We start from the raw sequence: 1,631 nt of genomic DNA, 5'->3' as shown, positions 1-1,631 counted from the left end.
ACCGGTGCCTCCGGGCGCCCGGCGGTGTGGTCGCGCGGCGCCCTGCCGCGCCTCGCGCTCGCGGCGCTCGCCGGTCTCGCGCTCGCCGCGGCCTTCCCGCCGTACGGGCTCTGGCCGCTGTCGATCGCCGCCGTGGCGGCGCTCAGCGCGCTCACTTACCGGCGTACCGCTGGGCAGGGGGCCTGGACCGGCCTGGTCATGGGCCTCGCGTTCTTCCTCGGCCTGCTGAAGTGGCTCAACGTCATCGGCTGGGACGCCGTGATCGGCCTCTCCCTGCTCCAGGCGGCGTTCTTCGTCCCGCTCGGCGCCGCCCTGGCCCTGACGTCGCGGCTGCCGCTGTGGCCGCTGTGGGCCGCCTGCCTGTGGGTGGCCGAGGAGTGGGCCCGCGACCGGGTCCCGCTCGGCGGGTTCCCCTGGGGGCGGCTGGCGTTCGCCAACACCGACACCCCCTTCACCCCGCTCGCCGCGCTCGGCGGTGCGCCGCTCGTCACCTTCGCCGTCGCGCTCACCGGCGCGCTCCTCACCTGCGCCGCGCTGCGCGCGTTCCGGCTCCGCCGCGCCCTCGCCCCCCGCGCGGCTCTCCCCGCCGCCGGCGCGGCCGGGCTGGCGGCCGCCGCCCTGCTGGCCGGGTTCGCCGTCCCCGTCCCCACCGACGCCGACGACACCGTGCGGATCGCGGTGGTCCAGGGCAACGTGCAGCAGCCCGGCATGGACTTCCTCGGCCGCCCGATGCTCATCCTCAACAACCACGTCGAGGCGACGCTGCAACTGGCGGAGGACGTCCGCTCGGGACGCGAGGAGCAGCCCGACCTGGTCATCTGGCCGGAGAACGCCTCCGACCTCGACCCGCACCGCTACCCGGAGGCGTACCGGGCGATCGACCGGGCGGCCCGCGCGGTCGGCGTCCCGATCCTCGTCGGCGCCCTGGTGGACCACCCCACCCGCGAAGGGTACGTCGAGAACCAGGGGATCGTCTGGGACCCGCGGACCGGGCCCGGCGACTCCTACACCAAGCAGCACCCGGTGCCGTTCGGCGAGTACGTGCCCTACCGCGACGTCCTCAGCCGCTTCATCACCCGGCTGGAGCGGGTGCCGCGCGACTTCTGGCCCGGGGACTCCACCGGCGTCCTCGACGTCGGGCCCGCCCGGCTGGGCGACGTGATCTGCTTCGAGGTCGCCTACGACGGCATCGTCCGGGACACCGTCAACGACGGCGCCCGCGCCCTGGTCATCCAGACCAACAACGCGACCTACGGCGGTACCGGCCAGCCCGAGCAGCAGCTCGCCATGTCCTCGCTGCGCGCCGTCGAGCACGGCCGCGCCATCGTCACCGCCGCGCCCAGCGGCATCAGCGCCATCGTGGCCCCCGACGGCACGGTCGAGCAGCGCACCGAGGAGTTCACCCAGGACGTGCTCACCGGCGACCTGCCGCTGCGCGACGCCCGGACCGTCGCCGACCGGGTCGGGGCCGCGCCCGAGTGGGGGCTGGCGTTCACCGGGCTGCTGGCCTGGGCCTGGGCGGTCGTCCGCAACCGCCGACTGCGGCGCGCCGGCGCCGACGGCGGCCCGGGCGCCGCCACGGACCCGGCCGGGCCCGCGGCGCCGGACCCCGCGGGCGGCGGGCCCACCGG

1 protein-coding gene is annotated in these 1,631 nt (G+C 76.8%); it reads left to right on the top strand.

Annotation, left to right across the window (positions count from 1 at the left end; genetic code table 11):
• A partial coding sequence (gene lnt, locus HCN56_RS25455) for an apolipoprotein N-acyltransferase (RefSeq protein ID WP_209313193.1) occupies positions 1 to 1,631 on the top strand: 1,631 nt, incomplete at both ends.

Origin of the sequence: Streptomyces lonarensis, assembly GCF_012033735.1 — a bacterium.
GTDB lineage: Bacteria > Actinomycetota > Actinomycetes > Streptomycetales > Streptomycetaceae > Streptomyces > Streptomyces lonarensis.
The sequence above is the reverse complement of the archived record's forward strand: the minus strand, read 5'-3'. Positions and strand labels throughout refer to the sequence as shown.